Raw genomic sequence first — 24,159 nt, 5'->3', positions numbered from 1 at the left:
GGTTCACGTTCAAGCCGACGCCGACTGAGACCAAGTCGGGCTAGGCAGGACCCGAGCGGAGGTCCTCCAACCGCTCGAAGAAGTCCGGAAAGGTCTTGGCCACGCACCCGGGGTCCGCAATGGCGATTCCCGGGGCCCGCAGGCCGGTGACCGCAAAGGCCATCGCCACGCGGTGGTCATCGTATGTCTGAACCACAGCCGGCCGCACAGGCCTGGGCAGGATCACCAGGCCGTCGTCGCTTTCCTCCACCTCTTGACCCAACCGCCGTAGTTCGGCAGCCGTGGCCGCGAGCCGGTCGGACTCCTGGTGGCGGATGTGCGCAACGCGACGGATGCGGGTCGGGCCGTCGGCGAAGGGCGCGATCGCGGCCAGCGTCATGGTCTGATCGCTCATCTCGGAGAGGTCTGCCTCGATTCCGCGCAGCACCCCGCTTCCCGAGACCTCGAGGAAGCCTTCGCCGCGCACTACCCGGCAGCCCATCTCCTCGAGCAGATCCACGAAGCGCGCGTCCCCCTGTAGCGAGGACCTGGAGAGCCCCGGCACCCTCACCCTGCCTCCGGTGATGGCCGCGGCCGCGAAGAAGTACGCGGCGGCGCTGGCGTCCGGTTCGATGGCGTACTCGCGCGCGCGGTAGCGCTGTCCGGACCGGACGAAGAACCGCCGTACGCCCTCGCGCCCAACGCTGACCCCAAACGCCTCCATCACGGCCAGCGTCATCTCAACGTAGGGGGCCTCCACCAGGCGGCCTTCCAGGATCACCTCCACATCGTTCTGTGCGTACGGCGCAGCCATGAGCAGCGCGGAGAGGAACTGGCTGCTTGTATCGCCGCGCACCATCGCGCGTCCACCGCGCATGCCGTGTGCATTCACCACCACCGGAGGCGTTCCGCGCTCTGCAACGGCCTCCACACCAAGCATCCCAAGGGCGTCGAGCAGATCCTGGATCGGCCGTTCCCGCATCCGTTCCGTGCCGTCTATCGTGAACCGACCGCTGCCCAGACCCACCATCGCGGTCAGAAACCGGGCCGCCGTCCCGGCACCCCGGACGAACAGATCGGCGCTCTTTGCAGGGATGTCCCCGCCGAGGCCCTCGACCATCATGAGCAGTCCCGGCTGGTCAACTTGGACTGCGAAGCCCAACCGCCGCAGGCTCTCTACCATCGCGCTTGTGTCATCGCTGAACAGCACGTCGGTCAGCCGTGATCTACCGCGGGCCAGCGCGGCCAGCAGCAGGGCCCTGTTGGTCAGACTCTTCGAGCCGGGGATGCGAATGGACGCATCCGGGGGGGTCCCCAGAGGGACTATCTCTCTCACGTCGCCCGAGATCGCGCGTTGAGGTCCGGCCGGAGTACCTCGGCTCCGCGCAGGTAGATGTGCGCGATCTCTCCCTGCGCCCTGGGCGAGTTCACCAGCATGAGCACGCGCAGGCAGCGCTCCAGCGCGCCCGGCACGGCGATCTCCGTGGACGAAAGGAGTGGCACAGAGGCCCAGCCCATCTGCCGGGCGCCCTCGGCCGGGAAGGTGGCATCGAGGTCCGGGGTCAGCGTGAAGATCACCGCGGCTATCTCGTCCGTCTCAACATGGTTGGCGCGCACCATCGCCTCCAGCAGGGTGCGCGTTGCCTCGCGAATCGCCTCCGCGGCGTTGGACTCCACCGTGATCGCGCCGCGTATGCCCCGGACGTGCACTCCTATGCCCCTCCCTCGCGCGGCGCGGCCTGGATGGGCTCCTGGCACTCCATGACGACCTCCTGCATCAGGGAGTCAGGAACCTCCACTCCCAGCCGGGCACGGCCGATGCCTTCGGGAAGGGTGCAGTGAATCCTGCCGCCGCGCCGCTTCTTGTCCAGATGCATCGCCTCGAGCAGCGGGCCGGCAGGCCCGGCCGGAACCGTCACCGGCAGTCCCAGGCACTCCAGCAGGGCGGCCTGACGGGCCGAGTCCGCCTCGCCCAGCAGGCCGAGCCTCACCGCTGCGCGGGCCTCCACCTGCATCCCGATGGCCACCGCGGCACCGTGCGTGAAGCGGCCGGGGAGCGCCACCTCGATGGCGTGTCCCACCGTGTGCCCGTAGTTGAGCACCTCGCGTGGGCCCCAATCAAACTCGTCCTCTTCGACCACGCTGGCCTTCAGCGCGGCACAGCGATACACGACTTCATCCAGATTCCTGGGCGTGAACCCCTCCAGCATCTCAAATAGCACACGGTCCATCGCCATGCCGTACTTGACGGCCTCAGCCAGCCCAAAGCGCAACTCCGCCGGTGGCAGCGAGCGCAGCGCGTCGGTGTCGGCTATCACCAACGCCGGCTGGTGGAAGACCCCGATCAGGTTCTTGGCGCGCGGGTGGTTGACCGCCGACTTCCCTCCGATGCCACTGTCAATCTGGGCCAGCAGGGTGGTCGGCACCTGCACCAGCCGGATGCCGCGCATATAGGTGCCGGCCGCGAACCCTGCCAGGTCGCCCACGACGCCCCCGCCCAGCGCGATGAGCGTGTCGTCGCGGTTGAACCCGAACGCGCCGAGCGCATCGTAGATGCGCACAACCTGACGGAGACTCTTGGACTTCTCACCGGCTGGGACTGTCAGGGTTTGAGCAGCGAAGCCGCATCCTTCCAGGGAGCGCAACAGCGCATCCCCGAAGCGGCGCAACACTCCCCGGTTGGACAGTACCGCGGCCTGGCGGCCGGCGCCGAGCCGTTGCAGTTCGTGCCCGGTCAGGGAGATCGCGCCTGCGCCCACCACGGTATCGTACGACCGGGGACCCAGGTTCACGCGCACGCGGCGCCAGCCGCTCTCTGCCGGTTTCTCTGGCGGTTTCTCTGGCGGCATCTCCGACGGTCGGGAGGTATCCGTCCGCATCGGGCTACCCGGGCCAGGAACGCCGGACCCGCTGCCACTCCCGCCTGAGCAGGCCGAAGGCAACCCGGTCATGGGCGCGATCCGCGGTGGCGTAGGCCTCCCGGAATACGGCCTCCCGCTTGAACCCCAGGCGGCGGGCAAGACGTACCATCCGCTCGTTTCCGGACCAGGTGCGCAGGCCGACGCGCCGCAGTTCCAGGGCCTCGAACAGGTGGTCCACCCACAGCCCAAGCGCTGCCGGCCCAAACCCCCGGCCCCAGTTACGCGCCGCGTAGATGCCCACGCCTACTTCCAGCCACTGGGTGCGCTCGTCCACCCAGTAGCGGGAGACCGTGCCAATGGGAGACCCTGCCCGCGTCTCGATTATCATGCGCCTGGGCGGCGAGGCGGCTTCGCGGACCATGGCGGCAATTCGCACGGGCACCTGGCGTAGTTCGTCTTCGGAGGGAGGACCTTCCCACGGCGCGTCCCACTTCCACCATGTGCCGCGCGCCATCATCCGGACCAGCCAGGCGGCGTCCTCGGCCCTGAACTCCCTCAGGTTGACGCGCCGACCGATGATGGTCAGCACCGTCGCACTTCCTCTCTGTACCGGTCGTAGGCCTGCCGGATGTGCGCCACCGCGTCGCCGCCGAACTTCTCCAAGAAGGCATCGGCCAGCACGGACGACACCATCGCTTCGCCAACCACACCCGCGGCCGGCACCGCGCAGACGTCGCTGCGCACCACCGCTGCCTCCACCGTTTCCTTGGTTCTCAGGTCCACTGAGCGCATCGGCGCGCGCAGCGTCGAGAGCGGCTTCATCGCCGCCCGGACAACCAGGGGCTCGCCGTTCGTCATGCCTCCCTCGACGCCTCCCGCGCGGTTGGTCGGCCGGTAGAACCCGCGCTCCGGGTCGTGGAGGATCTCATCGTGGGCGCTGCTGCCCGGCGTGCGCGCCGCCCCGAACCCAAGCCCGAACTCGACGCCCTTGACCGCGGGGATGGACATCACGGCCGCGGCGATGCGGGCGTCAATCCTCCGGTCCCAATGGGCGTGGCTGCCGAGCCCCGGAGGCAGGCCCAGCGCCACGACCTCGAACACGCCGCCCAACGTGTCCCCGCGCGCGCGTGCCGCGTCAATCGCCACCTTCATGCGGACTTCGGCCTCGGGGTCTGCGCAGCGCACCGCCGAGGATTCGGCCAGCGCCGGGACCTCTTCCCAGTGAGCGGGCTGCTCGCGAATCGCCTCGCCGCCGATCTCGGTAACGTGGCTGAACAGGCGCACCCCGAACTCATCCAGGAGCCGACCGCAGAGGGCGCCGGCGGCCACGCGCGCCGCGGTCTCGCGGGCGCTGGACCGCTCGAGCACGCGGCGCACCTCGTCGAAGCCGTACTTGAGCGCGCCGGCTAGATCGGCGTGCCCGGGCCGGGGCCGCGTGATGTCCGGCTCGTCGCGCCGCCAATCGCGGTTCTCGATCCAGAGCGCAACCGGCGCGCCGATGGTCTCGCCGCGGATTACGCCCGAGACGATCTCGGCACGGTCCTGTTCCAGCTGCATCCGGCTGCTGCGGCCGTACCCCTGCATGCGCCGCGCCATCTGGGCATTGACCCAGTCCTCGTCCACCCGCAGCCCTGCGGGCAGGCCCTCGACGATGGCGACCAGCGCTCGGCCGTGCGATTCGCCCGCTGTGAGATAGCGCAGCATTGCCCCTCCCCGACGCCGGTCGCCGCGGGAACCTCCCGGATCCCAGTGCCCACGGCGGCAATCCCCGCGGCGGCGCCGCACCCATTGTTGCAGTAGAATACGCCAGAGCCGCCGCGCTCCCTGTACGGGAATCCGTCAAGGCCTGGGCGGGCTGTATCCTACACGGGCCGCACCCTACGCGAGCCGCACCCTACGCGGGCTGCATCCTACACGGCCTCATCGAACTCGTCCCGGTACCTCACCACGCCGGTGACACCTTCCATGGCGTCCGCGTCCAGGACCAGGACCATGAACGCCTCGTCGGGCACGCCTTCCCACTGGCTGGCGAGGCCATGAGCGGAGGCGGGCTCGAACCCGAAGCGCGGGTAGTACTCCGGATGCCCGAGGACAACCACAAAAGGACAGCCCCTCTCGCGAAGGATCTCCAGCCCGCGCCTCACGAGGTCGCTGCCGATGCCCTGGCGCTGGCGATCCGGGAGAACAGCCATCGGCGCGAGCCCCATGCCGACGACCCGGCGCCCTGCGAGTTCGACCACGGCCGGGGTGAATAGGATGTGGCCGACCACCGTGCCGTCCTCGGCCACCAATGCCAGGTAGTCCTCGCTGGCCAGCCGCAGCTCGGCCACGATGTCGGCCTCTAGTGACCGCCCGAACGCTGCCTCGATGACGGCCCGAACTTGGGAAGCATCACCGGGTTTCTCGGCTCGGATACGAGTCATACGACCTTCACCTACAGCCGATGTTCAGCCGGTCTACGGGGGCCAGCGCAGACAGAGCTGCGTGACAAGAACCGCGCTGTTCACCGCAAGGGCGGCGATTGTGTTGAGGGTGGGCCATGTGCCAAAGAACAGCACGATGCCAAGGGTCGAGACGATCGCCGAAACGACGGCGATCTGCCTCCACGCATCTCCGGGCACGAGGATGCACCAGAATGACAAGGCCGCCGCGACGAAGCCGATCAAGGACAAGACCCAGAAGGTGCTGGCCATCGCAGTAGCCGTGCCAGCCGGGAGTGCGGGGAAGAGCCATGATCGCGCGGCCAGCCAGGCCCCGGCGTCACCCGGCCTGAACCTGATCCAGACGAGCGCGCCAAGCGCTCCGCCATGACCCAGCCCATGAAGCAAGAGCACCGCCGCAACGACGATCTTGATGGTCTGGTCAGGCACGCTGCCACCTCTTCAACCCAGGGATGACGTCGGTCATGAGCGCCCTTGCCTGATCTTCCGGCATGATGCCTTGTTGCGCCATGATGGCGACGCATCTGTCAATCATGGCCTGCATGCTTATCTCGGGTTCTGTAAACGCGCCGTCTTGAAAGCAGAAACGGCAGTAGTCGTTTGCCCGAGACCCACCGGCCGCGGTGCCGAAGTCCTCGGGTTTCTCGAGGGGCATACCGCAGCTTTGGCAGAATGGACCTTTCGGTTGTTGGCTTTGCACTACACACCTCCTTTGTGGCGGGCCAAACGTTTGACATCAGCGGCCGACGCTTCCAGCCTGGCACCCCTCTCGGCCAGCAATTCGCGAAGCACCGAACGATGGCAACGTGCTTCACTCTCGCAGTAGCAGCCGACCGAGAAGTTGCTTTGGCGGGAGAGTGCCGCGAGTAGCTCGATGACGTGGCTGTTCTCCGGAGCTGCCATTTCAGCCCGGTAATTCCTGATGAAATTGGCCCACTCAGCAGGCGTCTTGGCTTCCTGGCCGAGATTCATGGTCTCGACGCTCGGCGCAAGGTTGGGGAGCCACACATCGTACCAGTTCTGTGATGCGAACTCTGCCCTGGGCACACCACGCGGCGGACGCCGAACGGTTCCGATGCGTGTGCCTTCGCCCTCTACCCTCTGACTGCCTAGCCTGACAACACGTATTGCCACCACTCGCTCCCTTCTATGCCGCCCAACGCGCGGTATCAGCCGCGGCGGGCGAACGGGGCAATCTGGAGTACCGACGAAGTCCCGCCCGCTGGCGGCCGCAAGCCGAAGTCAGGTACCCTCTCCCTGTCACGTGTCGCGGTCTTCGAGCCTTACACCACGCCCGGCCCGCAAGCTGCGCCTCGCTGCTTCGATTCGAGCAAGAAACCTGGGATCATGCTCAAGCCGATAGTCAAACCAATCGTCTTCTGACTCAAAGCCAACCAGTACACCCGCGGGCTTGCCGTGCCGGGTGATGAGTACCTCCTCCTTCTCGGCGACGCGGAGTATCCTGGAGAGGTCGTCCTTGGCCTCCGAGAGAGCGACCTTCTTCATGATCGTTCACCCGCCCTTTCTAGCCATGCCCTGGCGTCTGACTTCCGGACGATGGCGAGAACTTCTACACGTGTTTCGAAAACGTCGTAGAAGACGCGCACCTCGCACACGCGAAGACGAAACTGAGGTCGCGCCAGGCCTCTCAAACGCCTGATCCGGCTCTTGCTCGTCCGGGCGGGCTGATGCCGAAGGTGTTTCTCGATAGCGTCACGGACCGTAACCCGAACGTGCGCGTCAAGCTCCTCGAGGTCCTGGGCGGCCTCTGGCGCTAGCAGGATTTCATGGCGCATTCTAGCCAGATTCTAGCCAGAATAGTCGAGTGCGTCAAGGCAGGTGGGGCGCATTGCTGTGCGCCCAACTTGAAGCAAGAAGAACCTCGTGGTCCGGCCAGCACTGCAAGCAGGGCATCCCATTTCGCTCCGGGTCGTTGGGCCGCCCCCCTGCGGGTGGCGACTGAACAAGGAATACGACGGCGCCTCTGTGGAAGCCTCGTGCGTGCTCACTCCCGCCCGCCGCATCCTCTACAGTCTCGGACCCTTCGGTTCCAGCCTGCTCCAGCAGACCGTTCTACTGTGGGTCTTCTACTTCTACGCGCCGCCGCCGGATCAGGGCCTGCCTCAGCTCGTGGCGCCGGCACTTCTGGGCCTGGCCATGGGCATTGGACGTGCCGTGGACGCGCTGGCCGATCCGCTGGTGGCCCACTGGAGCGACCGGCTGCGCTGGCAGATCGGCCGCCGGAGGCCGTTCATCCTGGCCGGCGCGCCGCTGCTGGCGGCCTCTTTCGCGCTCCTGTGGAGGCCGCCTCACGAGGTTGTCTCTGCTGTGAACTTTCTCTTCCTGGCCGCGGTGCTGGGCGTCTTCTTCTTCGTGCTGACGTTCGTGCTCAACCCCTACATGGCGCTGCTGCCCGAGATCACCGGGCCCGGGCGGGATCGTGTCGTCACCTCGGCATGGCAGAGCGCGTTCAGTCTGACCGGCACAGCGGCGGCGTTCATCGCCTCGTCGGCGCTCGCCGCGAGGGCCGGCTTCCGGACCATGGGGCTGATGCTGGCGCCGCTGGGTCTAATCCCGCTGCTGGTGGCAGGGATCGCAGTGCGCGAGCGGCCGATCGCCGACACCCCGGTTGATTTCTGGCCTGCGCTGCGCACGGTCTTCGGCGAGCGGGCGTTTCGGGTCTTCATCGTGGGGTTCGCGCTGCTGTGGCTCGGGCTCTCCATGGTGAACCTCTCGATGGCCTTGATGGTGACGGTCCTGATGGGCCTGCCCCGGGCCGCGGTCGGCAGCGTGCTGGGAGCGAGCGTGGCCACGACGTTGCTCGCCCTACCCGCTATCGCTGCCCTGGCCGACCGCCTGGGCAAGCCGCGGGCGCTGCTGCTGGCCATGGCCGCAGCCGGCGTGATCCTGCCCCTTCTGGCATCGGTCGGCCTGTGGCCGGTGCCGCTTGGCGCGGCGGCCCAGGGCTACCTGGTTGCCGCGATGGCCGGATTGCCGCTGGCGGCGCTGTTTGTGCTGCCCAACGCGATCCTGGCCGACATCGCCCACGCAGTGGCCCGCGAGCGCGGGCAGCGCCTGGAGGGGATGTTCTTCGCGTTCCAGGGTCTGATCCTCAACGGCGCAACAAGCGTCGCGGCCGCAATCCTGGGTGGCGTCCTGGAGGTCTTCGGGTACGGGCTCGGGCTGCGGGTGGCGCCGATGATCGCCACCGCCTGCGTGGTCGCGGGCATCGCGGTCTTTCGGCGCTACCCTGAAGGCGACCTACGGGTCAACGTCTAGGTGCACCGTGTTGTTCAGCGCAGTAACGCGGGGCAGCGGCCCGCCCAACTCGATGATGTTGATGCACGCCCCGCCCTGAGCGATCCGCGCGTGATGCCCCAGGGGCGCGCCAAGGCACGACAGCAGGAGCGTTTTGTTCACTCCTCCGTGGGCGACGACCGCGATGACCTCGCCGGGGTGCCGCTCTGCCAGCATACGCAGCGCGGCGACTGCGCGCGTCTGCACATGCTCCATGGTCTCGCCGCCGGGGAAGACAGACTCAACGGGCGAATCCACCCTGGCCTGGATCGGCCTGCCGTCCCCGTCCCTGACCTCTGAGATCAGGCGGCCCTCCCACTCGCCCTGCGCCATCTCCCGCAGCTCTGCGACGGTGCGCAGCGGGACCGCGTGCGCGGCTGCTATCGGATCGGCGGTCGCATGGGCCCGGCCGAGCGGGCTGGAATACACCGCGGCAAGCGGGACCGCACGGAGCGCCTCAATCAGCCGCCGCACCTGCTCCTGACCGCGCTCGCTCAGCGGAGCGTCCAGGGTTCCCTGCAGGCGCCCTTCGGCGTTCCAGGTGGTCTCGGCGTGGCGGATGAGGTAGATGGTCGTAGGGCTCATCTGGCACACGCTATGATAGCAGGTTTCGTCGGGGCAGCAGGGAAGCAACCGCTGAGGGAGGTGGCTGACATGAGGACCATCATGAAGGTGCTGGCGCTTGTCCTCGTCGGCACGTTGACATTCGTGGTGGGGGCATCGGCTGCCCCGAAGCTCGTCGTCAAGGGAGACGCGAAGGTTTGGGCGGAGGTCTCTGCCGCTATGACCAAGCTCGCGAAGCTCAAGTCCTACCGCTCCAGGGGAACGATAGCAGGACCGACCGGCCCCATGGTCACCATGATGGACGTGGTGAACCCCGACAGCTACCACGCCAAGATGACGGTCGGAGGGAACACCATTGAGACGATCCAGGTTGGGACCGCGGTCCGAATGCGGACTGGCGGAGGACCGTGGATGTGTCAATCTCAGCCCCGAGAACAGGCCATCCTGGACCCCGGGCAGATGTGGGGTGAGGTGGCCGCAACCCGGGGCCCCGAAGAGACGATCGCGGGTGTCCGGACTCAGTCGTACACCTACGTGTGGAAGAACGACGTGATGACGGTGAAGACGCGGCTGTTCGTGGCGACCGCGGACGGCCTTCCCAGGCGCGCGCAGGTTCTTGGCGATGATGGCGCGGTAACGATGACGACGGACTACTACGATTTCAACGCTGCCATCAAGATCACTTTGCCGTCGTGCAAGTAGAACGACGAACGTGTATGCCCGGCGTCTAACCCCCAGCGCTGGCCGGTGGGGCGTGGTCTGTTAGCACACGCTCCACCAGCTCAATCGGGACGTCGCCCCGGACTTCTCCCTGTCCGAACCCTCTGGGAAGCACGAACCGCAGGCTCGTGCCCTGCCGCTTCTTGTCTCGCCAGAGCGCCTCCACCAGGCGGGCCGGTGCCACGCCGGAGAAATCAATGGGGAGACCGAGTGCCCGCAGCAACGCGGTCTGGCGGGCTTCCAGAGAAGCGGGGGCGAACCCCATCGCCACAGCGACGCGGGCGGCCAGCGTCATCCCAATCGCCACGGCTTCGCCGTGCGTGTACCGATGGAATCCCGTCGAGGATTCGATCGCGTGCCCGAAGGTGTGCCCGTAGTTGAGAAGCATGCGCGGGCCCACCCCATGCTCATCCTCTTCCACGAAGCGGGCCTTGATCCGCAGGCAACGCGCCACGAGTTCCGGCAGGCGGCGGCTGTCGGCGTCCAGCAGTTCCGCGGCATGTGCCTCAATGAAGTCGAATAGATCCGCGTCGGCGATCGCGCCGTACTTGACGGCTTCGGCCAGACCCGCCCGAACCGACCGCACGCCGCTTCCGCTGACGGCCGCCACATCCACGATGGCCAGCCGAGGGTGATGGAGGAACCCAATGAGGTTCTTGGCCCGGAAGTGGTTGAGGGCCACCTTGCCGCCGACGCAGCTGTCGAGTTGCGCCATGAGCGTGGTTGGAACGTACGCGACGGGAATGCCCCGCATGTAGGTGCCGGCCACGAAGCCGCCCGCATCGAGCACCTCCTCGCCGCCCATGGCAATGAGGCATCCTGTCCGGTCAATCTGCTCACGGACGAGGCGGCCGTAGAGCCCCCCTACGATCTCCCACGTCTTAACGCTCTCGCCGGATGGAACCTCAATCAGCACAGGATCCAGGCCCGCTCCCTGCAGGGCATCGCAGACCTGCTCGCCGTGCCGGCGGGCCGCCGCAGGGGACGCCAGGATGCCTGCCCGGTCCGACAGGCCGGCCTCTCGCGCGTAGTGTCCCAGTAGCCCCAGGATGCCCGTGCCAACGACGGCGCGGTAGGCCGGGGCCTGGCCAGGGCGGACCTCGACCGAGGAGGCCGGCTCGCGCTCCGCGAGGAATCCCAGGATCTTGCGCACGACGCCGTCCACATCTTCGTGCCCAACGTCCACCACCAGATCGGCGGACAGGTACTTCTCTGCGCGCCGCGCCCACAGCCGCTCAAGGTTCGCAACCACCTGGCCCTTCAGCAGCGGCCACTGGTCCGCCTGTCCAACGCGGCGCGCTATGGCCTCCGGAGACGCGACGAGCGCGATGAGCCACCCCCAGGAGCGCAGGGCCTGGAGGTTGGTCTGGCGCTCAACCACGCCGCCGCCGGTGGCAACCACGCCCGGCGCCTGCGTGACCTCCGCGATCAGCGCTTCTTCAATGGCCCGGAAGTGGGGCTCCCCGTGGCGCGCGAAGATCGAGGAGATTGACGCGTCTTCGCGGCTCTCGATCGTCTCGTCGGTGTCCACGAAGGGCAGGCCAAGGGTGAGCGAGAGCTGTCGGCCGACAGCGCTCTTTCCGGTGGCCGGCATCCCGATCAAGGCAATGTTCCTCACGACGAACACCCTCCGGAGAGGGGCTCCCGCGGCCCTCCGCGGCAGGAGGCCCCGTTGTTGCGAGAGAGTATACCACGGCCGGCGCCGGCTACCTGTGTAGCCCGCCGGGGGCGAGGAGGCGTGAGTGCCTGTCTCTGGCCTCTAGCGCCCCCCCATCAGGTCGAACAGGATGTGCGCGAACTTGGTGTTGTCCATGTAGCCCCTGAAGCGCTCCGCGCCGACTCCGATCGCGGCGACCGGCACAGGGATGGAGGTGTGCCCGGTGGAGCCCCAGTAGACGAGCGTGTACTGGCCGAGCATGAGCCCGAATGCGCCCTGTCGTATCCGACGCGCCAGCGCGGGATTGACCATCTCGTTGCGCAGGATGTGCTGTTGGTAGCGATCATGCATCACCAGCCTCGGATAGGACTCGCTCATGACCCTGGCCAGATCTGCTACAGTTGGGCGCGCGCCCAGCCGCGCCGACGCCGTGTTCACCGAGGTCCGGGCCACGCGGGCCATCGCGAGGTGCGCCGCTGTAGGGTAAACGCGGTCGGCGCTCGCCGTGTGCGACAGACTTCGCTGCGCGTAGGTCAACCCCGGCGCTCCGGTGTCGTGGTCGGAGGTGACGATGAGCAGTGTCTCCTTCGGGTGCGCCAGGTAGAAGCCGTAGGCCAGCCGGACGCCGCGCTCGAACTCTTCCAGCGCCGCGAGCGTGGACGGGAGATCGTTATCATGCGTCGCTGCGTCCGTGTTCTCGTTCTCCAGCATCGCTATGAACTTGCCCTGGCCGGACTTCATGACACGAAGTACCGCGGCCACCATCTCCGCGTAGGAGGGCTCTTCCGGGTCCTTATCCAGGTCCAGGCTCAGCCCGCCCGTGTCGAAGAGCCCGAACACCTTGCCGCCGGCGACCTTGCGCAGCTCGTCCCCTGTGGTGATAACCGAGTACCCGCGCGCGCGCAGCTCGGCCAGAAGGTCTCGACCGTCGGCCCGCTCGCCTCCCGCGGCCTTCGGCAGGAAGGCGCCCCTGCCCCCGCCTAGCACGATCGTCGGCTCTAGGGCGACATACTGCTCCGCTATGGAGGGCGCATCCCTGCGCGACTCGGCGTGGGCCGAAAAGGCGCCAGGCGTCGCATCCCAGACTGCGTCCGTGGAAACCAGCCCTATCCGGTAGCCCCTGGCCTTGGCCACCTCGGCCAGGTTGCGGACGGGCTGCTTGTTCGGTGTCATCCCGATCATGCCGGTGTTTGTCTTGAACCCGGTGAACATGGCCGTCGCGGCGGCGGCGGAGTCGCACACCAGGGCGTCCGCGCAGGTGTGGATCATCAGGCCCAGGTTGCCGGCGGCCATGATGGTATCGGTGGTGATGAACCCCTTGCGCAGGACCTCCTTGTGGTAGAGGCGGCCCAGCTCAAACGTCCCAGGGCCGGCGCCGTCCGCGAACATGATGAGGATGTACTTCGGCAATCCGGGGTCCGCGGCGAGGCCGGCCGACCCGAAAGATGTGAGCAGGACGGCCAGGGACGTCAGGACAGCGAGCGTGGTCGTACGCCAGCGATTCACGACAGTCAACCCTCCCCTTCACGGAATGGTCTGGCCCTGGCAGGGGCGGTCCCTCCTCTGCAGGGCTCCGCCGGTGCGTTCTTCCACACGAAGGCAGGTGGGGCCCGATGGATGGCTCCTCATCGCCCAAGGACGACATCGATCCCAGAAAGCACTAGGCTGAGCTTGGCTCGTGGCAGCTTCCCGACCCGCTCGGTAAGATCGGTCTTGTCCAACGCCACGATTTGCGAGGCGTTGGCAACCGACTCTTTTGGGAGCCCGGTGACACGCGGCGAAAGCAGCACGTTTCCCGGTGCGGCCGCCCACTTCAGGTTGCTCGTCAGAGGAACACAAACGACCGTCGCGACTCGACTGCGGTTCAGCGCGTCTCCCTGCACGACGACCACCGGACGGCGAAACCCCGGCCCGGACCCCCTCGGCGCCGACAGGTCGGCCCACCAAACGTCCCCCTGGCCGATGCTCACCAGCGGCTACGCTTCAGGACGCGCCGGGACGCCACCCGTGTGAACTGATCCGCCGGTTCGTTGATCTCGTCCAGCGCCCGGTCCATGGCTTCGGTCACGCGGTCAGGGGCGTGACGTGCAACGTATTCAGCGAGGGCTCGACTGTATAGCTCGCTGCGGGACCGCCTCATGCGCCGCGCCAGCTGTTCGGCTCCCTCGAACACCTCGTTCGGGATGGACACCGCGGTCTTCATACCCCAAGTATAACCGGCCTGCGCGCGTCGTCAATTCTCCCGGTCGTCTGTGTCCAGCGTCCTAGCGCAGCAGCGGCCGCAGCGCCGTTCGCTGATACGCACGGTGGGGCTTCATGCCTATGGAATTCTCGCCTTTTTCGAGAGAATCGCCTTCGGTTCTATCTCCTTATGAGTGATCGGCTCAGTACCGCCGCTGTAGACGGCAACCTCGTACTCTCCCGAGGCCAGATTGGTGAGGGTGGCCTCAATTCGAGAGGAGCACATGCAGCGGCACCCATCGCCCGTCCAGAACTCCGTCAGAACGATTCGTCTCCCCTGGACTTGCCTGCGGACCACAACCATCCGGCAACACTGATGCGTGCCCGCTCTGGAATAGCGGATACCGCCCCCGACGACCTCAATCGTCGCGCCAACAGTCTGATACGGGGACCGTGTCTTCGAGGGCATACCCGTTTCTGTCTCGGCACAGCCTGTCACGCGATACGAAAACGAGGGCTCCGGGCTGGCGCTCGCGGCGCCAAGGAGAGGCAGCACCGCGAGCATCAAGATTATCCTTCTCATGGTCGTGTGCGCCCCCCAGTCTGTTCTTCCGCCATTGTCGCAAACCCCTTTCGCAGGTATTGTACCGCGGGGTCTGTCCGCGGGGGGCCGGGGGCTACACCTGCCCTGGGAGGTCTCTTCTGGGAACTCCGGTGTACGTATAGCCGGCCTCAGGAGGAACCGGTCCCTTGATGCGCTCGCCCTGCTGGCTCTGCTCCCACGCGTGTGCCAGGATGCCCGCGGCCCGCGACAGCACAAACAGGCCGCGGCCCAGCGGCGGGGGAAAGCCCAGTTCGCAGAAGACCACTGCGGTAACGCCGTCAATGTTCATGGGGATCCGCCGGCCTTTGCGCCGCTCCAGTTCCGCCTCGACCGCGCGGCCGATGCGCGCAAACCGGCCCGCAACGACGCCGTCCCTCGCTGCCTGATCCACCATCGCCAGCAGGCGCACCGCCCGCGGATCCACCGGGTGGAACCGGTGGCCGAACCCCGGGATCAGCCGGTTAGGCCTGCGGCTAGCCCGCTCGACCTCGTCGCGCACGGCTTCTTCAAGGGGTGCGCCCCGATCTGTCTCCTCGCCGAGTGAGCGCTCACCGCAGGCAGCCGCTATCGCCTCGTACATCTCCATGCACTGCTGACCTGCTCCGCCGTGGACGTCGCCCAGAGAGTTGATCCCCGACGCCACGGCGTTGTTGAGGGGGAGCCCGCAGGTAACCGACATCCGTGCAATCGCAATGGACGGCGCCTGCGGCCCGTGGTCCACGGAGGCCACAAGGGCTGCCTCCAGAAGTGCGGCCTGCGCAGGGGACGGCAACTCCCCGCGCAGCAGCAACCAGATCATGGCAGGAAAGGAGATCGAGCCGATGAGTTGCTCTATCGCGTAACCCCGCACGCCGATCTGGCCGGGGGCGATGTCAATGATCGCCGTGCGCCACCAGGCCCGGGACGGGTCGGCCGGCTGATCCGTCATATCGCGCCCTCCGCTCGCAGCGTGGCGATCTCGTCGTCAGTGAATCCCAGGCCCCGGAGCACCTCGTCGGTGTGCTCTCCGAGGCGGGGAGGCGGGCGGTCCACATCGGGCCGGCATCCGGACAACCTGAACCCGGCGGTCGTGACCGAGATGCCTCGGCCGGCTCCTGGAACGTCACCGAACTGGCGCACCAGCCCACACCCGGCAACTTGCGGGTGGGACAGTATCTCCGAAACCGAGAGCACGCGGCCCGCCGGCACCCCGGCCTGATTCAGCAGGGGCTCCCACTCGGCCGCCGTGCGCGAGGCCAGGGCAACCTCGATCTCCGCGGTCAGGGCGGCGCGGTGGCTGAGGCGGTCCCCGCGCCGCGCGAACCTGGGGTCGTCTGCAAGATCAGGACGCCCCGCCACCCTGCAGAGCGCCACGAACTGCTCCTGCTTGTTGGCGGCGATGTTGAGCAGGCCGTCCCGGGTTCGGAACGCACCCGACGGGCTGGTCGTGAAGTTGTCGTTGCCCATGGGCTGGGGCTCCTCGCCCGCGATCAGGTAGTTCGAGACAACCCACCCCATGGCCACCAGAGTGGCCTCAAGCATTGACACGTCTATGAACGCGCCCCGGCCGCCCTGCCGGCGGGCCAGAAGAGCAGAGGTGATCGCGAACGCCGCGGTGAGCCCGCCGAGGGTGTCGCATATCGGAAACCCTGCCCTCAGTGGCCCGGTCGCCGCGTCCCCGGTGACGCTCATCACGCCTGAGAGTCCCTGAATGATCTGGTCGTAGGCCAGGTTGCCACGCAACGGACCGTCGCTGCCGAATCCGGAGATGGCACAGTAGATCAAGGCGGGGTTGATGCGAGATAGCTCGTCGTAGCCCGTACCCAGACGTGCCATGACACCGGGCCGGAAGTTCTCAACCAGCACGTCCGCGGTTGCCACGAGCCGCTCGAACACGGCGCGGCCACGGGCCTGCTTGAGGTCCAACGTCACCGACCGCTTGCCGGCATTCTGGGCCATGAAGGACGCGCCCATCAGGCGCTGGTTCAGTTCAGGGTCCGCGCCGAGCTGGCGCGCCAGGTCGCCGGTCCCGGGCACCTCGACCTTGATGACCTCGGCCCCCACCAGCGCGAGCTGGAACGTGCAGAACGGACCCGCCAGCACGTTGGTGAGATCGAGGACCCTTATGCCCTCAAGCGGACGTAACACGTGTGGCCATCCTCTTGTCGAAGGGCCGGCGGTCGCCGCCCAGAGCAGCGGTCAGGTCCGCAGCCTCCCGCATCAGCGCCGAGGACATCCGCCGCACCGCCTCGGGACGGAACCGGTAGAGCGGGCCGGACAGCGACAGCACGCCGACGAGCTCCTGCTCCACGCCGAAGACCGGACAGGCGACGGCCGCGGTCTCGGGGTTGCGTTCGCCGAAGGAGGCGGCGACCAGGTCGCGGCGGACGGCTGCGAAGAGCGAGCCCCTGGCCCCGCCGAACGCCAGCAGCACCCGACCCGCCGCGCCCCGGTCCAGCGGTAGGTGGTCGCCCTCGCGCACGTGATCGCGGATCGGCGCCGGGGAGTCAACGCGGTGGAGGCACACACGCACAGCCCCATGGCGGATATAGAACGAAGCGCTCTCGCCGCTATACTTCGCGAGCCGGCGCAGGACCGGCACGACGCGGTCGGCCAGGGGAAACCCGCGCTGGTAGAGGCTGCCGAGGCGCATGGGCGTGGGGCCCAACCGGTACCTGCCGTCAGGCACCCTCCACAGATACCCGTACTTCTCCAGCGAGGCACACAGGCGCAGGATGGTGCTCTTGTACATCCTCGTGCGCTCGGCGATCTCGGCCAGGGTGAGGCCGTCATCGCCCTCGCGGAAGGCGTCGAGGATGGCAAGCGCGCGCTCTACCGCCGCCACGCCGCTTGTCTTCATGGCCGCCATCGTGCCGTCAACCGGGGCTTGAGCGCCAAACGGTCACCACCGGTAGATGTCGTTGATGTCCCAGTGCCCGGCGGTCGGCACCGGATCGTTCACCATCGGCACGTCAATGACCGTGGGCCTTCCGGACCCCAGCGCCGCCGACAGGGCCGGGGCCAGGTCCTCGGCCCTCTCGATCTTCACCCCGTCGGCCCCATAGGCGCGTGCCATCACCGCGAAGTCCGGGCTGTATGGCTGCCCGGCGCACTGGAACTCGCAACCGAATGTCCGGCCGTAGTGCGCCCCCATCAGGCCGGCGATCGTGCCGTGGGCGCTGTTGTTCATCACGACCCAGGTTACCGCGATGCCTCCCTCCACGGCGGCCGCGAGCACCGAGGGGTTGGCGCTGAACGCGCCGTCGCCCACCATGGCAAGGCATGGGACGTCAGGCCTCGCCAACTTGGCGCCCAGCACCGCCGCGGGGCCGTATCCCATTGTAGCCAGGCCGCCCGGCGGAAGGTGCGTCCGTGGCAGGTAGATCGGGAACTGCTGGCCGACCCCGTTCTTGTTCCAGCCCACATCGGTGACCAGGACTCCTTCCTTGGGAAGGGTGGCACGGACGTCGGCCAGGATCCGTTGCGGTGCCAGCGGCACCGACGAGGAGCGCGAGGGGCCCTCGAGCCCCTCCAGCCAGGCCTGCCGCTCCGCCTGGATGCTGGCAAGCTCTGCGTGACCTCCCCCTCCGTTGGGCGCCAGTTCACGCAGCGCCGCCAGGACCGCGGCGAGGCCGGCGCGCGCATCTGTCACGGCGCCTATGGAGACAGGGAACGAACGGCCGATCTCCTGCGGGTCGATATCAAGATGGATGAGCTCGGTCGGGGGAATCGCGAAGGTGAACCGCGGATCCCACGAGCTGGAGTCGGCCTCGGCGAACCTTGTACCCACGGCCAGGATGAGGTCGGCCTCGCGCGTCACCCGGTTCGTCAGCTCTGTCCCCCAGAACCCGGTCATGCCGAGGATGAGTGGGTGGTCGTCCGGCAGAGCACCCTTGCCCATCAGCGAGTAGGCGACAGGCGAGCCGAGGTGCTCGGCCACCAGCCGCAGCTCCTCCGAAGCCCCTGACGAGATCACGCCTCCGCCCGCGTAGATGACCGGCCGGCGCGCCGCCAGAAGGCGCCGGGCGATCTGTCGGGCGGTGGCCGAATCGAGCCCGGGCGACGCCATCGGAGTCGGGGGCAACGGTAGGGGCCCTTCCGCCGGCATCGAGAAGACGTCCATGGCCACATTCACGAGCACCGGACCCGGCCGGCCGCTCGTGGCCAAACTATAGGCGCGCGGCAGGATTCGATCGAGCCCGCGCGGATCAGCCACCCTCCAGGCCCGCTTGACGAAGGGGCGGAAGACCTCCCACTGGTCGCCGTCGGTGTGATACTGGATCTCCTGGTGCGGGTGGCGGCCGTAGAAGTAGCCGGGCACGTCGCCCGCGATCACGAGGAGCGGGATCGAGTCCAGCGCGGCGTTTGCAACGCCGGTCGCGGCGTTCGTGAGCCCGGGGCCGAGATGCGTGAGGAGGACGCCGCAGCGTCCGGACGCGCGCGCGTAGCCCTCGGCCATGTGCGCCGCGATCTGCTCGTGCCGGGTCATGACGAAGCGCACGCGGCTGTCGGAGAGCGCATCCAGCACCGCTATCACCGTGTGGCCGCACAGCCCGAACACGTACTCGGTGCCCGCGCCCTCCAGGAACCGCACGATCTGGTGCGCGACGTTGTGCTGCTTGGACCCCATGGATACCAACCCTCCGGGCTAGGTGACGCGGATGACTGCCTTCACAAACCGGGACTCGGCCGCTGCCTGCAGGCCGGCGGCTGCCTCCTCCAGGGGGAACTCGGCTTCGACGAGATGCCCCGCCCGCAGCCCTCCCTCGACGAGGCTGAGGGCGCGGCGGAAGTCGTCGGGATGGTCGTAGATCAACGAGCCGACCAGCTCTATCCCTTCGCGGACGAAGTGCAGCGGCGAGAACGCCACCTCATCCGCGCCCAGCCCCAGCATCAGGATGCGTCCTCTCCTCGGAACCGCCCGGATGCACCACGCGGCGCCGGCCGCGGCCCCCGAGCACTCGAAGACCGTGGCTGGCTCGCCGGTATCACGCATGCGCGCCGCGATCTCTCTGCCGGCCTCTTGGCTCATCACGACCGCCTCGGCCGCTCCCAGACCCCTGGCCACCTCGACCCTCCTGGGGTCAAGGTCGAGCGCGGTGACCGAGATGCGCGCAGCGCTTAGCAGATGCGCGAGCAACAGCCCGATGGCGCCGCACCCGAGAACCACGGCGCGATCTCCCGGAACCAGCCCCGAGGCCGCCAGAGCATGCACCGCCACCGCGAGCGGCTCGGTCAGCACCAGGTCAGGGTCTGGGATGGCATCCGGCGCCACCCAGGCGTGGCTGGCCGGTATGGACGCGTACTCCGCGAAGACGCCGTCCTCGTTGACACCCAGGACGCGCTTGTTGGGGCAGACGTTGCCGTGGCCGCGTCGGCAGATCGGACAGGTTGTGCAGGGGATGTTGGGCTCGACCACGGCCCGCCTGCCCACAAGATCGGCTGAGACGCCGTCTCCGACCGCGGCGATTCTGCCTATCGCCTCGTGTCCCAGGATCATGGGGTAGGGCGCCTGCCGGTGGCCGGCGTAGAGATGCACGTCGGAACCGCAGATGCCGACCCGCTCAACCCGTACCAACACCTCGCCCTGCCGCGGGATCGGGGCCGGCACCTCGTCCAGGCGCAGGTCTCGCGGCCCGTGCAGTCTCGCTGCTCGCATCCTGCTCATCACGACCCTCCTGTCATGGGCTCACCCTCCTGCCCGAGCCCGACTGCGGCGAGGAGCCGCTTGGCGATGTCCAGCCCGATCTGGCCTGGAGCCGAAGCCGCTATCCCAACCGCGAAGGTCAGGTCGGAACCGAAGTATCCCCCTCCGATCCGGCTCATTGCGCCCACGGCTCCCATTGACATGAGTATGCATGGGATCTCAAGGAACGTGCTGCGGGCCTCCAGCCCGGCCTCCAGCAGCACCAGGACGTCCTGTGGGGCGCGCGGCATGACCGCCACCTTGGCGACGTCTGCCCCTGCCTCCTGCATCGCGCGCAGCGAGTCGAGGATAGCCGCTGCCGGGGGGGTGGCCCCGAAGTCGTGCCACGACCTGATTACCGATGTCCCAGAGCTCCTAGCCACGGTCGCGGCCTTCTCCGCCAGTGCCGGGGACGTGGCCATCTCGATGTCCACCAGCGCGGCCAGCCCGGTCGACGCCGCGGCCTCAAGTATGGCCAGGCGTTGCGCCTCGTCCTGGGGACGGGCCCCACCCTCTTCATGCCGCCGGTTGGTGAAGATCAGCGGGCACGACGCGGCGGCGGAGATCCCGGCAAGCAGCTCCGTCACATCCTCAGGGGTCAGGCCGGAGACGAAGTCGGCGCGCCACTCGACGCAGTCGGGTCCAAGCGCCCCAAGGCGTGCTGCCTGCGGAGCCAGCGCGGCGCGCTCCGCCGCGGTCAGCGGCACGCATGTCAGCACGGTCGGCCCGCCCAGGACGCGGTGGCCTATCCGAACCGGCCGCCTGGCCTCCAGTCGCATCGGGCTCACCCTCCCACCGGGCTGCCGTTACCGCGGGGGGTTCTCTCCCGGCGGTGTGTAGGCCCACAGCAGCACGAGCGGCTCGGTGCCGGAGTTGACATGCTGGTGCTTGCGGCCCTTGGGCACGAAGATCATGTCGTGCTGACCGAACGGCTGGCGGCTGCCGTCTGCGTCCACCGCCTCCCCGCTGCCCGAGAGGATCACGTTGATCTCCTCGGATCCGGGATGCTCGTGCAGAGAGCTGGACTCGCCCTGTGGGAAGATGGTGATGCCGGCCACGATGAACTCGGACCCGACCAGCTTCTGGTCCACCGTCCTGAACACCTTGCGCCGGAAACCAGGATTATCGAGGCCGATCCAGGACTGCTTGCCCTCGGTGAACGTGCGGATAACCTTGACGCCGGCCCGCTGCTTGACGCTCATCGCGCACCCTCCTTGTCACAATCTCTTGAACACATCAATCGACGGGCGTCCCATAGAACTCGCCGAAGAGCTCCTTCTCGGACGGCCGATCCTCGGGAATCGGGCGGCTCACCCAGGTGGTATTCATGTAGTGTTTGAGGTGGATGTTCTCCGAGGTGATGTTGCCGCCCCAGGTCCCGCACCCGAGGCTCGAGGTCATCGGCATCCCGTTGTTGAAGGCGCCGGCGTTCGCCTTCGACTGCGGCTGACGGACCATGATCCGGCTCACGGGCGCGACGCGCGCCAGCCGGTCGATGTGGTCGTCGTTGAACGAGTAGATGCCGCAGGAATGGCCCTTGCCTCCGACCTCGTAGATGGCCCTGACCATCTCGAGCGCCTCGTCGAAGCCAAAGTAGCGGAACATCGACAGGACCACGCCGAGCTTCTCGGAGCTGAACGGGTTGTGCCGCCCGATGTCGGTCTGCTCGACAATGAAGAAGCGCCGATCCAAAGCTACCTCGAAGCCAGCCCGTTCGGCCAGTTTCTGGGCCGAGATCGCGATCGTGTCCGGCGTCCGGTGGCCGTCGTCGTCCCAGAGGATCGCCCGCAGCTTCGCCGCCTCCTCGGCCGTGGCGAGGTGGCCGCCCTCCGCCACGAGGCGGTCGCGCAGCGCCTCGTAGATTCTCGCGTCGACGACCAGATTGCCGTCGGCCGAGCAGCCGGAGCCGAAGTCGGACATCTTGCTGATCCGGGTATTCCGGGCCGCCTCGGCGACGTCCGCGGTCTCGTCGATGACCATCGTCGAGTTGCCGGCGCCGACGCCATAAGCCGGCGTCCCGGAGGCGTACGCGGCCTTGACCATATCGCGCCCGCCGGTCGCCTGGACCATATCGACCCGGGTCATCAGGTACTGGGCGGCGGGGATGCTCGAACGCTCGACGCACTGAAGGAGGTCGATCGGAGCCCCTTCGCAGGCCAGGGCGCGGCGCATGATCTCGACCGTCTCGCGGGTAGTGTTCTTGCTGCGCGGGTGCGGCGAGAAGATGACCGCGTCCCGACACTTGATGGCGAAGATCCCGACGCCCGGCGGCGTCAGCTCGGGGTTGGTGGTGGGGACGAGCGAGGCAATGAGGCCCACCGGCTTGCCGTACTTTACGATGCCCCTCTCCGGGAGTTCCTCGATAATGCCGATGCTCTTCTGCCGCAGGACGTCTCGCAGGATTCCCATGACCTTGAAGCGCTTCCCGACCCGGCTCTCGGGGTCGCCGATGCCGCTCTCCTCGACCCCCATGTGGGCGAGGCGCGTGAAGGTCTTCTCGTTCGCGACCGCCCAGGCCACCGCCTGGCAGAGCCGGTCCACCTGTTCCTGGGTGGCGCCTTCGAACGCCTGGAGCGCCGCGCGCCCGCGCGCCACGAGCTCGTCGACATGAGCGGTTTCTTCGGGAGTGATCGGTCGAGGCGACATCATGCACCCTCCCTCTTGCCCAACCGCAGCAAGCGTCGCAGCCAGCCTAGGATCCCTCCCTCTGGCAACTTTGGAATGAACGCCGCCAGCAGCATGATCGTCAGGATCAGGCTGATGGGGTTGGTGAACAACTCCCCCAGGAAAGCGGGCACGTTCCCGCGGACAGAGATGATCGCCCGACGGAAGTTGATGTCGGCGAGCGGCCCCAGAATGACGCCCAGCACCATGGGGCCGACCGGATAATCGCCCAGCTTCATGAAGTACCCCAGGACGCCGAACCCGATCATCCAGAAGACGTCATAGATGTTGTTCTGAATGGCGTAGGTGCCCACGACCGAGATCAGCGCGATCATGGGCATAAGGATCTTCTTGTTGACGTTGACGAGCTTCACGAACGGACGGACCGCCATCAACCCAAAGATCAAAAGGAAGACGTTGGCCATCGCGTAGGACCCCGCAATGAACCAGAACAGGTCCGGCATCTCCACCATGAGCAATGGCCCGGGTCGCAGGCCGTGGATGAACAGCGCGCCGATCAGCACCGCGGTGACCGCGTCGCCGGGGATCCCCAGCGTGAGCATCGGGATGAGCGCCCCGCCAATGGCGGCGTTGTTGGCGGTCTCCGGAGCCACCACGCCCTCGATGGCGCCCTGTCCGAACGGCCGCGTGGGTTTGCGCACGGTCCGCTTGGCATGGTCGTAGGCCAGCAGGGCCGCGATCTCTCCCCCGGTGCCTGGCAGCGCACCTACCATGACGCCGATGACGGATGTGCGCAGGCTGAGCGGCAGGAAGCGCAGAACGGACGCCCACGACGGCAGGATTCGGCCGACCTCCGGGATCTGTATCTGAGGCGCGGTGCCCCGGCCGATCCTGCCCAACTGGTAGAACACCTCGGACAGACCGAACAGGCCGATGAGGACGGCGATGAAGTGCACGCCGCCGATCAGCAGGGGCAGCCCGAAGGTGAACCGACCTTCGCCCGTCACCGGGTCCATGCCCACCAGACCGACGAGCACGCCCCCGGACGCGGCGACTAGGGCTCGCGGCATTGACTTCGCTCCGAGCCTGCTGACGAGTGACAGCCCCATCGCCACCAGCAGGAAGTAGTCCCTGGGTGCGAATTTCAACGCAAACTCGGAGATGAGTGGGCCGGCCACCACCAGGGCTGTAAGACCCAGGATGCCGCCGATGAACGACTGCACGGTCGCGACGCCGATGACCATGCCTGACTCGCCCTGCTGGGCCAGGGGGTAGCCGTCGAAACCGGTGGCCACGGCCGCCGGCGTCCCTGGGATGTTGATCAGGATCGCCGACCGCGACCCGCCGTAGACGCCCCCGGCGTACACGCCAAGCATCATCGCCAGAGCCGGCTTGGTGTCCCACGCATATGTCATGGACACCAGCAGCGCCGTGGCCATGGTGACCGACAGCCCGGGGACCGCGCCCACGACGATGCCGGACACGACGCCTATGGCGGACAGCGCGACGTTCTGCGGGGTAAGGAACTCCCGGAAGACCTGCAGCGCAAGTTCGATAACGGTACC

The 24,159-nt window shown here is 67.6% G+C and carries 27 protein-coding genes; 2 read left to right on the top strand and 25 right to left on the bottom strand.

Features of this window, described 5'->3' with window-relative positions; genetic code table 11:
* Positions 1 to 40: 40 nt before the first annotated feature.
* From aroA to FJX73_06870, 11 genes are all read right to left on the bottom strand, one after another.
* Positions 41 to 1,327, bottom strand: a complete 1,287-nt coding sequence (gene aroA / locus FJX73_06920; GenBank protein ID MBM3470510.1) for a 3-phosphoshikimate 1-carboxyvinyltransferase — start codon at positions 1,325 to 1,327, stop codon at positions 41 to 43.
* Positions 1,312 to 1,689: a chorismate mutase gene (aroH, locus tag FJX73_06915; GenBank protein MBM3470509.1), complete on the bottom strand. Its 378-nt coding sequence runs from the start codon at positions 1,687 to 1,689 to the stop codon at positions 1,312 to 1,314. Before aroH ends, aroA begins: the two co-directional genes overlap by 16 nt.
* 2 nt (positions 1,690 to 1,691) lie before the next feature.
* Positions 1,692 to 2,930, bottom strand: coding sequence for a 3-dehydroquinate synthase (aroB, locus tag FJX73_06910; GenBank protein ID MBM3470508.1), 1,239 nt, complete (start codon positions 2,928 to 2,930; stop codon positions 1,692 to 1,694).
* A complete protein-coding gene (locus tag FJX73_06905) occupies positions 2,863 to 3,429 on the bottom strand; it encodes a GNAT family N-acetyltransferase (GenBank protein MBM3470507.1) in 567 nt (188 codons plus the stop codon). The genes aroB and FJX73_06905 overlap by 68 nt, the downstream gene beginning before the upstream one ends.
* Positions 3,423 to 4,541 carry a chorismate synthase gene (gene aroC / locus FJX73_06900; protein MBM3470506.1) on the bottom strand — a complete coding sequence of 373 codons (1,119 nt, stop codon included), beginning with the start codon at positions 4,539 to 4,541 and terminating at the stop codon, positions 3,423 to 3,425. Before aroC ends, FJX73_06905 begins: the two co-directional genes overlap by 7 nt.
* 209 nt (positions 4,542 to 4,750) lie before the next feature.
* Positions 4,751 to 5,263 (bottom strand): N-acetyltransferase, encoded by a 513-nt coding sequence (locus FJX73_06895; protein MBM3470505.1) that lies wholly within the window; start codon positions 5,261 to 5,263, stop codon positions 4,751 to 4,753.
* A 33-nt stretch (positions 5,264 to 5,296) separates the two neighbouring features.
* A complete protein-coding gene (locus tag FJX73_06890; GenBank protein ID MBM3470504.1) occupies positions 5,297 to 5,710 on the bottom strand; it encodes a hypothetical protein in 414 nt (137 codons plus the stop codon).
* Positions 5,703 to 5,936: a transcriptional regulator gene (locus tag FJX73_06885; protein MBM3470503.1), complete on the bottom strand. Its 234-nt coding sequence runs from the start codon at positions 5,934 to 5,936 to the stop codon at positions 5,703 to 5,705. Before FJX73_06885 ends, FJX73_06890 begins: the two co-directional genes overlap by 8 nt.
* Before the next feature lie 44 nt (positions 5,937 to 5,980).
* The gene (locus FJX73_06880; GenBank protein ID MBM3470502.1) at positions 5,981 to 6,415 is read right to left on the bottom strand and encodes a DUF488 family protein; all 435 of its coding nucleotides are present in this window, start codon (positions 6,413 to 6,415) and stop codon (positions 5,981 to 5,983) included.
* Positions 6,416 to 6,541: 126 nt separating this feature from the next.
* Positions 6,542 to 6,787: a type II toxin-antitoxin system Phd/YefM family antitoxin gene (locus FJX73_06875; GenBank protein ID MBM3470501.1), complete on the bottom strand. Its 246-nt coding sequence runs from the start codon at positions 6,785 to 6,787 to the stop codon at positions 6,542 to 6,544.
* Positions 6,784 to 7,077 carry a type II toxin-antitoxin system RelE/ParE family toxin gene (locus FJX73_06870; protein ID MBM3470500.1) on the bottom strand — a complete coding sequence of 98 codons (294 nt, stop codon included), beginning with the start codon at positions 7,075 to 7,077 and terminating at the stop codon, positions 6,784 to 6,786. The genes FJX73_06875 and FJX73_06870 overlap by 4 nt, the downstream gene beginning before the upstream one ends.
* 88 nt (positions 7,078 to 7,165) lie before the next feature.
* Between FJX73_06870 and FJX73_06865 the strand changes: the two genes are divergently transcribed.
* Positions 7,166 to 8,560 carry an MFS transporter gene (locus tag FJX73_06865; protein MBM3470499.1) on the top strand — a complete coding sequence of 465 codons (1,395 nt, stop codon included), beginning with the start codon at positions 7,166 to 7,168 and terminating at the stop codon, positions 8,558 to 8,560.
* Here FJX73_06865 and FJX73_06860 read toward each other — a convergent pair.
* The gene (locus FJX73_06860; GenBank protein ID MBM3470498.1) at positions 8,543 to 9,163 is read right to left on the bottom strand and encodes a histidine phosphatase family protein; all 621 of its coding nucleotides are present in this window, start codon (positions 9,161 to 9,163) and stop codon (positions 8,543 to 8,545) included. The two genes, FJX73_06865 and FJX73_06860, sit on opposite strands and share 18 nt — an antisense overlap.
* A 69-nt stretch (positions 9,164 to 9,232) precedes the next feature.
* On the opposite strand from FJX73_06860, the gene FJX73_06855 reads away from it, so the two are divergent.
* Positions 9,233 to 9,844: a hypothetical protein gene (locus tag FJX73_06855; GenBank protein MBM3470497.1), complete on the top strand. Its 612-nt coding sequence runs from the start codon at positions 9,233 to 9,235 to the stop codon at positions 9,842 to 9,844.
* A gap of 25 nt (positions 9,845 to 9,869) precedes the next feature.
* On the opposite strand, the gene FJX73_06850 is transcribed toward FJX73_06855, so the two are convergent.
* The 13 genes from FJX73_06850 to FJX73_06790 all read right to left on the bottom strand — a co-directional run bounded on the left by FJX73_06850 (position 9,870) and on the right by FJX73_06790 (position 24,150).
* Positions 9,870 to 11,480, bottom strand: a complete 1,611-nt coding sequence (locus tag FJX73_06850; protein MBM3470496.1) for a bifunctional shikimate kinase/3-dehydroquinate synthase — start codon at positions 11,478 to 11,480, stop codon at positions 9,870 to 9,872.
* Positions 11,481 to 11,621: 141 nt separating this feature from the next.
* Positions 11,622 to 13,025 carry a hypothetical protein gene (locus tag FJX73_06845; GenBank protein MBM3470495.1) on the bottom strand — a complete coding sequence of 468 codons (1,404 nt, stop codon included), beginning with the start codon at positions 13,023 to 13,025 and terminating at the stop codon, positions 11,622 to 11,624.
* 119 nt (positions 13,026 to 13,144) lie between these two features.
* Complete coding sequence (locus tag FJX73_06840; protein MBM3470494.1) at positions 13,145 to 13,483, bottom strand: type II toxin-antitoxin system PemK/MazF family toxin; 339 nt, start codon at positions 13,481 to 13,483, stop codon at positions 13,145 to 13,147.
* A gap of 2 nt (positions 13,484 to 13,485) precedes the next feature.
* The gene (locus FJX73_06835) at positions 13,486 to 13,722 is read right to left on the bottom strand and encodes a hypothetical protein (protein MBM3470493.1); all 237 of its coding nucleotides are present in this window, start codon (positions 13,720 to 13,722) and stop codon (positions 13,486 to 13,488) included.
* Positions 13,723 to 14,377: 655 nt separating this feature from the next.
* Positions 14,378 to 15,232, bottom strand: coding sequence for a citryl-CoA lyase (locus FJX73_06830; GenBank protein ID MBM3470492.1), 855 nt, complete (start codon positions 15,230 to 15,232; stop codon positions 14,378 to 14,380).
* A complete protein-coding gene (locus tag FJX73_06825; GenBank protein MBM3470491.1) occupies positions 15,229 to 16,431 on the bottom strand; it encodes a CoA transferase in 1,203 nt (400 codons plus the stop codon). Before FJX73_06825 ends, FJX73_06830 begins: the two co-directional genes overlap by 4 nt.
* Positions 16,415 to 17,143 (bottom strand): IclR family transcriptional regulator, encoded by a 729-nt coding sequence (locus tag FJX73_06820; GenBank protein MBM3470490.1) that lies wholly within the window; start codon positions 17,141 to 17,143, stop codon positions 16,415 to 16,417. Before FJX73_06820 ends, FJX73_06825 begins: the two co-directional genes overlap by 17 nt.
* A 42-nt stretch (positions 17,144 to 17,185) precedes the next feature.
* Positions 17,186 to 18,913: a thiamine pyrophosphate-binding protein gene (locus FJX73_06815; GenBank protein ID MBM3470489.1), complete on the bottom strand. Its 1,728-nt coding sequence runs from the start codon at positions 18,911 to 18,913 to the stop codon at positions 17,186 to 17,188.
* A gap of 18 nt (positions 18,914 to 18,931) precedes the next feature.
* Positions 18,932 to 19,951 (bottom strand): zinc-binding dehydrogenase, encoded by a 1,020-nt coding sequence (locus FJX73_06810; GenBank protein MBM3470488.1) that lies wholly within the window; start codon positions 19,949 to 19,951, stop codon positions 18,932 to 18,934.
* A complete protein-coding gene (gene aroD / locus FJX73_06805; protein MBM3470487.1) occupies positions 19,951 to 20,748 on the bottom strand; it encodes a type I 3-dehydroquinate dehydratase in 798 nt (265 codons plus the stop codon). The genes FJX73_06810 and aroD overlap by 1 nt, the downstream gene beginning before the upstream one ends.
* Before the next feature lie 27 nt (positions 20,749 to 20,775).
* Entirely contained in the window at positions 20,776 to 21,171 is a 396-nt protein-coding gene (locus tag FJX73_06800; GenBank protein MBM3470486.1) for a cupin domain-containing protein, read from the bottom strand.
* A gap of 34 nt (positions 21,172 to 21,205) precedes the next feature.
* A complete protein-coding gene (locus FJX73_06795) occupies positions 21,206 to 22,615 on the bottom strand; it encodes an aldehyde dehydrogenase family protein (GenBank protein MBM3470485.1) in 1,410 nt (469 codons plus the stop codon).
* The gene (locus tag FJX73_06790; GenBank protein MBM3470484.1) at positions 22,615 to 24,150 is read right to left on the bottom strand and encodes a C4-dicarboxylate ABC transporter permease; all 1,536 of its coding nucleotides are present in this window, start codon (positions 24,148 to 24,150) and stop codon (positions 22,615 to 22,617) included. Before FJX73_06790 ends, FJX73_06795 begins: the two co-directional genes overlap by 1 nt.
* Positions 24,151 to 24,159 lie beyond the last annotated feature (9 nt).

The organism is Armatimonadota bacterium (assembly GCA_016869025.1).
Classification (GTDB): domain Bacteria; phylum Sysuimicrobiota; class Sysuimicrobiia; order Sysuimicrobiales; family Humicultoraceae; genus VGFA01.
Note: the sequence above shows the minus strand (reverse complement) of the source record. Positions and strands in the feature narration are given on the sequence as shown.